8 protein-coding genes and 1 riboswitch are annotated in these 7540 nt (G+C 73.9%); of the genes, 1 reads left to right on the top strand and 7 read right to left on the bottom strand.

Features of this window, described 5'->3' with window-relative positions:
* Positions 1–68: 68 nt before the first annotated feature.
* From WMF22_RS01360 to WMF22_RS01380, 5 genes are read right to left on the bottom strand one after another with little or no spacing between them, the layout of a single operon-like run.
* Positions 69–1256 (bottom strand): CbiX/SirB N-terminal domain-containing protein, encoded by a 1188-nt coding sequence (locus WMF22_RS01360; protein ID WP_437297318.1) that lies wholly within the window; start codon positions 1254–1256, stop codon positions 69–71.
* On the bottom strand, positions 1232–2053 hold the full coding sequence (locus WMF22_RS01365; protein ID WP_438034591.1) for an energy-coupling factor ABC transporter ATP-binding protein: 822 nt from the start codon (positions 2051–2053) through the stop codon (positions 1232–1234). Before WMF22_RS01365 ends, WMF22_RS01360 begins: the two co-directional genes overlap by 25 nt.
* Positions 2050–2799, bottom strand: coding sequence for a CbiQ family ECF transporter T component (locus tag WMF22_RS01370; protein WP_438034592.1), 750 nt, complete (start codon positions 2797–2799; stop codon positions 2050–2052). Before WMF22_RS01370 ends, WMF22_RS01365 begins: the two co-directional genes overlap by 4 nt.
* Positions 2789–3139 (bottom strand): hypothetical protein, encoded by a 351-nt coding sequence (locus WMF22_RS01375; protein ID WP_438034593.1) that lies wholly within the window; start codon positions 3137–3139, stop codon positions 2789–2791. The genes WMF22_RS01370 and WMF22_RS01375 overlap by 11 nt, the downstream gene beginning before the upstream one ends.
* A complete protein-coding gene (locus WMF22_RS01380; protein WP_438037226.1) occupies positions 3136–3849 on the bottom strand; it encodes an energy-coupling factor ABC transporter permease in 714 nt (237 codons plus the stop codon). Before WMF22_RS01380 ends, WMF22_RS01375 begins: the two co-directional genes overlap by 4 nt.
* A 98-nt stretch (positions 3850–3947) precedes the next feature.
* A riboswitch (cobalamin riboswitch) is annotated at positions 3948–4155 on the bottom strand.
* A gap of 65 nt (positions 4156–4220) precedes the next feature.
* Here WMF22_RS01380 and WMF22_RS01385 point away from each other — a divergent pair.
* A complete protein-coding gene (locus WMF22_RS01385; RefSeq protein ID WP_438034594.1) occupies positions 4221–4415 on the top strand; it encodes a hypothetical protein in 195 nt (64 codons plus the stop codon).
* 689 nt (positions 4416–5104) lie between these two features.
* Here WMF22_RS01385 and WMF22_RS01390 read toward each other — a convergent pair.
* Together WMF22_RS01390 and WMF22_RS01395 are read right to left on the bottom strand one after the other, a co-directional pair.
* Positions 5105–5926, bottom strand: coding sequence for an enoyl-CoA hydratase/isomerase family protein (locus tag WMF22_RS01390; RefSeq protein WP_438034595.1), 822 nt, complete (start codon positions 5924–5926; stop codon positions 5105–5107).
* Between the two features lie 564 nt (positions 5927–6490).
* Entirely contained in the window at positions 6491–7381 is an 891-nt protein-coding gene (locus WMF22_RS01395) for a 3-hydroxyacyl-CoA dehydrogenase family protein (protein WP_438034596.1), read from the bottom strand.
* Between the last annotated feature and the right edge of the window lie 159 nt (positions 7382–7540).

A 7540-nucleotide genomic window follows, 5' to 3' on the forward strand; every position in this document is an offset into this window, starting at 1 on the left:
GCGCGGGCTGCGGGGGAGGCTCCGCGCGTCGGCGATTCACGCTCGAGGGCGGCGCCCGGCGCCGCGCCTCACTGCATGATGTCGTCGACGAGCCGGGCCACAAGCCGGTCGCCGAGCAGGTGCTCCTCGACGAGGTCCTTCGCGTCCTCCTCGCGGACGCCGCGGTACCAGACCCCGTCGGGGTAGACGGCGACCGTCGGCCCCTCGCCGCAGCGCCCCATGCACGACGTCCTCGTCACGCGGATCTGCTGCTGCTGGCCGGCCTGCTTCACGAGGCGGCGCACCGACTCGAGCAGCGCCAGGCTGCCGCGGTCGACGCAGTCGGCGTTGCCGCAGACGAGCACGTGCTTGCGCAGCGAGCGGTGGGCGTGCGGGTGGTTCGACGCCTGCGTGTGCGTGAGCGTGTGGCGCACGCTGTAGAGCATCGCCTTGAGCCCGCCGACCTCCCGGGCGAGCCCCGGCAGCGCGGTGCGGTACATGCACGTGTCGCAGGGGAGCGGCGCCTCGCCGGCAAAGGCCTGGCGCGCGCGCTCGTCGATCAGGCCCTCGAGCGCGCTCGACCGGCCGAGGTGCGGCGCGAGCGACGCCCGGATCCACGGGTACGTCGACGAGAAGCGGTCGACCTGCTCGGCGAGCTTCGTCATGAGCCGCCCGGCGAAGAGGAAGTAGGGGACCACCACGACGCGCTCCGGCCGGTGCCGCGCGACCCGCTCGAGCGTCTCCTCGACCGAGGGCCGGGTGACGCCGATGAAGGTCGGCTCGACGAGCTGGAGCCCGCGGCCCTCGCCGATGAGGCGCGCCGTCTTGCAGAAATCGCCGTTCGCGTCCGGGTCGCTCGACCCGCGCCCCACGACGACGAGCGCCGACCGGGCCCGCGCGGCCGGGTCGTCCGGCAGCGCTGTCGCGGCGCGCTCGAACGCGATCTGCGCGAGCGCCGGGTGCACGCCGAGCGGCCGCGCCGCCGAGAACCGCACGCCCGGGTGCGCGGCCCGGGCCCGCTCGAGCGCGAGCGGGATGTCGTTCTTCACGTGCCCCGCCGCGAACAGGAAGAGCGGCACGACCGCCACGCGGGACGCCCGCGCCGCGAGCGCCGCGAGCGCGTCGGCGAGGTGCGGCGTCGCGAGCTCGATGTAGCCGTGCTGCACGGCGATCCCGGGCCGCGCCGCGGCGTAATCGGCCACGATCGCCTCGAACTCGGCGTTCGACGCGGCGTCGCGGCTGCCGTGGCCGATCAGCAGGAGACCGTCGTCATGCACGCGAGCGCCTCCTCCAGGGTGAGCGGGAGGCCGGCGCCGCCCCGCGGCGGCGCGGGGCTCATCCGGGTCCAGAGCTCGGCGACCCACGGCCGCCGCACGCGCGCCCGCGCGAGGAGCTCCCCCCGCGCGAACACCTCCCGCGGCGGCCCATCCGTGAGGACCTCGCCGTCGCCCAGCAAGACCGCGCGCGAGGCGAAGAGCGGCACGAGATCCACCGCGTGCGTCGCGGTGACCAGCGTGGTTCCCTGCTGCTCGGAGAGCGCGCGCAGCGTCTGGCACAGGGCGAGCTCGCCTTCCGGGTCGAGCCCCGCGGTCGGCTCGTCGAGCAGCAGCACCCGCGGCTGCATCGCCAGCATCCCGGCGATGCACGCGCGCTTGCGCTCGCCGAAGCTCAGCGCCTCGATGGCCCGATCGGCGAGGTGGGCGATCTGCACGGCGGCGAGCGCCGCCTCGGCGCGGCGGCGCGCCTCGGGCGCGGGCAGGCCGAGGTTTCGCGGGCCGAACAGGACGTCGTCGAGGAGCGTCGCGCCGAGCAGCTGGTCGTCCGGGTCCTGGAGCACGAGCGCGGCGCCCGCGGCGACGGCGTCCGAGGGCGAGCCCACGCGGCGGCCCGCGATCTCGACGCCGCCGCCGGGCGCGGGGAGGAGCCCGACGAGCGTCCTGAGCAGCGCTGTTTTGCCGGCGCCGTTGCCGCCGAGCACCGCGACGGACTCGCCCTCGGCGACGTCGAGGCGCACGTCGCGCAGCACGGGCTCGCCGCGCCGGTAGCCGAGCCGGGGGGCGCGCAGCGCGATCATCCGGCCTCTCCCGCGGCGACGCTGAGCCCGAGGGCCGCGAGGGCGGCGGCGGCGAACGCGACGTTCGCGGCGGGCGCGCTCGTCCTCCGGTCGGCGACGGGGAGCTTCCCCTGGTAGCCGCGGAGCTGCATCGCGAGCGCGGCGCTCTCGGAGCGCTCCAGCGTCCGGAGCGCCACGACGCCCGCGACGGCGCCGGCCGAGCGCGCGGCGGCGCCGGGGCGGGTGAACCCGCCGCGGAGCGCGGCGGCGCTCCACGCGCTGTCGGCCGCGCGCTGGAGCACGCCGGCGAAGCGCCGCGCCAGCGCGAGCAGCTCGACGAGGGCCGCGGGGACGCCGAGCCCGGCGAGCGCCGCCTCGATCTCGGCGGGCGCGGCGGCGCCGGCGAGCCACCGGAGCACCGCGGCCGCCGCGAGGACGCGCGCGCCGATGGCCACGGCGCGGTGGGCCCCCTCGGCCGTGATCGCGTCGGCAGGGAACGTGGCGCCGGGGAGGAGCGGCGCCCCCGGCGTGAGCGCGAGCGCGAGCGCCGCCGCGACCGCTCCGATCCACGCGGCGGGCGCGGCGGCGCGGACGACGGCGCGCGCCGGCGTGCCCTGGAGGCGGAGGGCCGCGCACGCGAGGACGAGCAGCGCGGCCGGCGTGACGGGCGAGCGCGCGCCCGCGGCGACGCAGCACGCGGCCACGGCGGCCCCGAGGCGGAGCCGGGCGTCCACGTCGCGGAGCCGCGCGGGCGGGTCAGTCCGCACGGAGGCCTTCGCCGCCGGCCTTGCCCGCGGGCGCGCCCGCGCGCTCGACGAAGAGCACGCGCGAGAAATAGCCGAGGGCGAAGCCGGCGAGGAGCCCGGCCCAGAGGAACGCGAACAGCAGGAGGTCGCCCTCGAGGCCCGCGAACAGCGGCCCCGTGTCGTGGCGTCCTGCGTCCTCCGCGACGCGGCGCACAACGGCCTCGTCGACGCCGTCCCAGGACGCGTTGCCGCAGGCGGCGAGCCAGAGGGAGGCGGCGAGCTGGAGCGCGCGCTCGCACGCGACGCGCGCGCGCCGCCCGAGCGGCGCTGGGGCCGGGCGCTGTCCGAGCCGCCGCGTCACGACGCCCCCGGGGCGAGCCGGACGACTTGGAGCCGGTCCAGGATGTCGGGCCGCCGGGCGCGCAGGAAGGCGAGCGCCCCCGCGGTCATGACGCCCTCGAGCAGGCCGAGCGGGAGCTGGGTGGGGACGAAGGCGAGGGCGACGCCCGTGAACATGGACGTCACCGACCCATCACCCGAGAGCCCGAGCGCGAGCGCGAGCGCCGTGGTGGCGTAGGTTGCCCAGTCCGAGGTCACGCCCGCCAGGAACCCCGCGACCCAGAGGTTCGCGCCGCAGCGCCGCGCGAGGTGGAAGGCGAAATATCCCGTGAAGGCGCCCGCGATGCCCATCGACGCGACGTCGGCGCCGAGCGTGGTGAGGCCGCCGTGCGCGAGGAAGAGGGCCTGGATAAGGAGCGCCACCACGGTGACGAGCACGGTCATCCAGGGGCCGATGAGCACCGCCGCGAGCCCCGTGCCGCACGGGTGGGAGCAGGTCCCGGCGGTCGGCACCGGCACGGGCATGCACGAGATCGCGAAGACGGCGGCCGCGACGAGGCCGACGAACGGCTTGTAGAAGACGTCCTGCTGGGTGCGGCGCCGGAGCAGGTGGAGGGCGATCGCGACGAAGGGCAGGGCGAGCGCGTTCCAGACGGCGCACCAGCCGAGCGGCAGGACGCCCTCCGCGAGGTGCATCGCGGCCGCGGGGCGGGGCGCGAGGAGCGTCCCCATGAACACGATGGCGATCGACAACGCGCGGCCGTGAAGACCGATTTTGGCGCTCCGGGTGAAGTCCGCACCCGAACGCCACGAAGACGTGCGCAAGCTGCACCTCGTGGGAGGCTCGGGTAGGTCTCCCGGCTCATGGGTTCAGGGAGCTGATCGAGCTCCCAGCGCTGCGTCCACCTTCCCAGGCCTCTTCCAATGGGGCCCAGTGGTCTTCGGAGGCAGCTCCCCACTCACGGTGGCGGGACCGCGCCGGTTTTGCACCGGCTTCCCTGTTATGCCCCGGAGGGCACCCGAGGAATGGATTGTCAGGCCGGTGCTCGGTAATCCCGTTTCGTGCCCGGCGTCAAGGACGTCGCGCCCCGATCGCGGACGAGGTGCTCGGCGGGCGCGGCGTCGGCGCGGCGGTGACGCCTGCGCTGGTGGGCACCCCGCCCTCGGGGGCGCCCGCCCTCGGGGGCGCTGCCGAGGCGCACGAGGCCATCGCTGCCGAGGGGCGCCGCGCGCCCGTCGGCGCCCCCGATCGAGCGGGCATGCGCGCCGACGAGCGATCGAGGCCCTGTCATGTGTGATGGCCGAGGCCGAGAAATTGACCCAGACGCATCACGCGAAGGGTCGTCGATCGACACGTCTTGAATTATGTCCCCCTTAGATAAAACCTGTTTACTTTGTCGCCGCGCGGGCGCAGCCCCCGTCTCGGTCTGGGTCTGTACGAGGGGCTCTCGTGCGCTTGAATATCGGCGCCGGCGCGTTCCTTCCGCAGTGTGCTTTGTTCGTCCTGGCTCTTTACTCGGGAGCAGGTGTCCGGTGCACGGCCTGCTGCCTCGTGGCCTCTCTTATTGAAGAGAGCAGGGATTTCGTGTTCGCTCGCCTCGGAATGCGAGACGAACGCAGCGCTGGGCGCTGTCTCTGGTGGATGGGTATGCCCGGCTCGAACGTGAATTCCCGCAGATCGGGTGTGTGTGGGTCGCGCGCCCGCCTGGCCGCCTTCGCGCGTGGAGCGTTCTGCTCGCTCGGCGTGCACGCGTTGCACTTTGTTATCGACAACGCGCTTGCGGATGCCACAATCTGACTACCGCATGCGCGCCGGCGCGGACCCCCCAGCCCGGAGCGCATGCGGTCTTTCTTCTGCACCGTGGCGGACGTTCAAGACTCCGGCGCGGTTTCCCTGCCGCGGTCATTCTGGGCCCCCCCTCCAGCGTGATGCGCGGTATTTTTTTGCCGTCGAGCGCGTGGTACGCGCCTCGCGCCTCGCGAGCCTTTACTTGCCCGTGAACGTTGCCTGCGATTTCGCCAGGAACGCTTTCATTCCGAGCTGTTGATCTTCGCTGCCGAAGAGCGCGGCGAATGCCTGGGCTTCCAGCTCGTTGGCGGCGGCGAGGTCGAGGCTCTCGCCGCGCAGGAGGACGCGCTTGGCGGCGGCGACGGCGAGCGGTCCGCGCGAGGCGATCTTGAGGGCGGTCTCGCGGGCGCGCGCGAGCAGATCGGCTGCTGGGAAGACGGCGTTGACGAGCCCGATCGAGAGCGCCTGCTGGGCGGTGATCATGTCTCCTGAATAGACGAGCTCGCGCGCGCGTCCTGGCCCGACCCGTCGCAGCAGCCGCTGGGTCCCGCCGAACCCTGGGATGACGCCCAGGTTCACCTCGGGCTGGCCGAGCTTGGCGCCTTCGGCGGCGTAGATGAAGTCGCATGCGAGGGCGAGCTCGCAGCCGCCGCCCAGCGCGAAGCCGTTGACGGCGGCGATCACGGGGAAGGGGGCAGTCTCGATGAGCTCTGCGAGCCGGTGGCCTGCGTCGGCGAACCGCTTCGCGGCGATGCTGTTCATGGCCGCCATCTCGGCGATGTCGGCGCCGGCGACGAACGCCTTGCCGGCGCCGGTCAGCACCGCCGCGCGGACCTCGTTGCCGTCGGCGGGCGCGAGGAGGTCGCGGAAGGCCGCGGTGAGCTCGCCGAGCACGGCGGGGTTCAGCGCGTTGAGTTTGTCGGGCCGCTGGATGGTCACGGTGGCGACGTGACCCTCGCGCTCGACGGCGACGAACTGGAGCGTCCCGCGGGCCCCCGGCTGCTGTTCTTGAGCGGTCATGGATCGTGGTTAGCAGCGCCCCGGGCCGGGGGGAAGCGCCTGCCGCGGGCCAGGGAGGGCGTCATTCCGTGTCCGTCCGATCCCGCCGTGTCGAGGCCGTTGCCGAGCCGACGAGCGAGCGATTTCCAACCGAGCGATTTCCAGAGCATGTCACGCGCCTGTTCCGGGACACGGCCCGTCGCTCGATGATCCGAACTCACCGCTTGACTGCGGATGCGCGCGACATGACGGCCCTGCCACGAGCCCGCGTGCGATCGCAGTGAGTCGGGCAGACCGCCCGTCCTCCGACCCGCACACCCGTGTTCGCCTCGCGCGTATCCCGCCGTCGCTCCCCCGTCATCCTCCCCCCTGGAGAGAGCCAGGGAGGGAGGGGGTGCCGCGCGGGGGGCCGGCGGGGTAGGGCCCCACGAATCCGAGCGCCGGCCCGCTCCGTGCGACGCCCTCCCGGACCGCTCCCGCCGTTCAGCCGGCCATTGCCCCCCAAAAGGCGCGAGTTCGTGGGAGGGGCCCCCGCCGGCCCCCCGCGCGGCGCCCCCTCCCTCCCTGGCTCCGTAGAAGCCTCCTCTACACCGCCCGCCCGCTCTTCTGCCCCTTCTCGTCGTACACGTAGAACCCCCGCCCGCTCTTCTTCCCGTACCACCCCGCAGCCACCAGGTTCCTGAGCAACGTGGCCGCCCGGTACTTCGAGTCCCCGAACTCCCGGTGCAGCACCTCCGCGATCGACAGCACCGTGTCGAGCCCGATCAGGTCCGCGAGCTCGAGCGGCCCCATCGGGTGGTTCAGCCCGAGCCGCGCCCCCGCGTCGATGTCCTCCGGCGTGGACAGCCCCTCCTGGAGCGCGAAGCACGCCTCGTTGAGGAAGGGGATCAGCATCCGGTTCACGATGAACCCGGGCTGGTCCTTCGAGGTGATCACCGTCTTGCCGAGCCCAACCGAGAGCGCCCGGACGGCCTCGTACGTCGCGTCCGACGTCTGGACCCCACGGACGAGCTCGACGAGCTTCATCAGCGGCACCGGGTTCATGAAGTGCATCCCGATGACCAGCTCAGGCCGCCCGGTCACCGCCGCCAGCCGCGTGATCGAGATCGACGACGTGTTCGACGCCAGGATCGCCCCCTTCGGCAGCGCCGCGTCGGCGAGCTTGAAGATCCCGCTCTTCACGTCGAAGCTCTCGGTCACCGCCTCCACGGCCAGGTCGACCCCGCCGAGGCCCGCCATCCCGTCGGCCACCGCGACGCGGTCGAGGAGCGCCTCCCGCGCCTCCGCGGCCAGCTTGCCCTTCTCCACCTGCTTCGCGAGAATGGCGGCGATCTGGGCCTTGCCCGACTCCGCCAGCGCCCTCGAGACGTCGCACAGGACCACCTCGAGGCCCGCGGCCGCGGCGACCTGGGCGATGCCTCGCCCCATCTGGCCCGCGCCGATCACCCCGAAGCGCTTGATCGTCGTAGCTTCCATGCCCGCGGTTGATAGCCGAAGCCGCGAGCGCGGTGAACCGCCCTCGCCGCGGCCTGACGGCCCGACGGGCCGCCCGCTCGGACGTCCCCGCGCCACAGGAGCAGAAGCGCGCGAAAGCTCCGGCCGACCTTCCAGGCCCGCAGGGGCGAGGAACCTTGA

The organism is Sorangium sp. So ce204 (genome assembly GCF_051526795.1).
Classification (GTDB): domain Bacteria; phylum Myxococcota_A; class Polyangia; order Polyangiales; family Polyangiaceae; genus Sorangium; species Sorangium cellulosum_B.

What these genes read in the sequence shown, in the direction of transcription:
- WMF22_RS01365 (WP_438034591.1), bottom strand. Translation starts at nt 2,053, where the DNA reads ATGATCGCGCTGCGCGCCCCCCGGCTCGGCTACCGGCGCGGCGAGCCC.
- WMF22_RS01380 (WP_438037226.1), bottom strand. Translation starts at nt 3,849, where the DNA reads ATGGGGACGCTCCTCGCGCCCCGCCCCGCGGCCGCGATGCACCTCGCG.
- WMF22_RS01390 (WP_438034595.1), bottom strand. Translation starts at nt 5,926, where the DNA reads ATGACCGCTCAAGAACAGCAGCCGGGGGCCCGCGGGACGCTCCAGTTC.
- WMF22_RS01395 (WP_438034596.1), bottom strand. Translation starts at nt 7,381, where the DNA reads ATGGAAGCTACGACGATCAAGCGCTTCGGGGTGATCGGCGCGGGCCAG.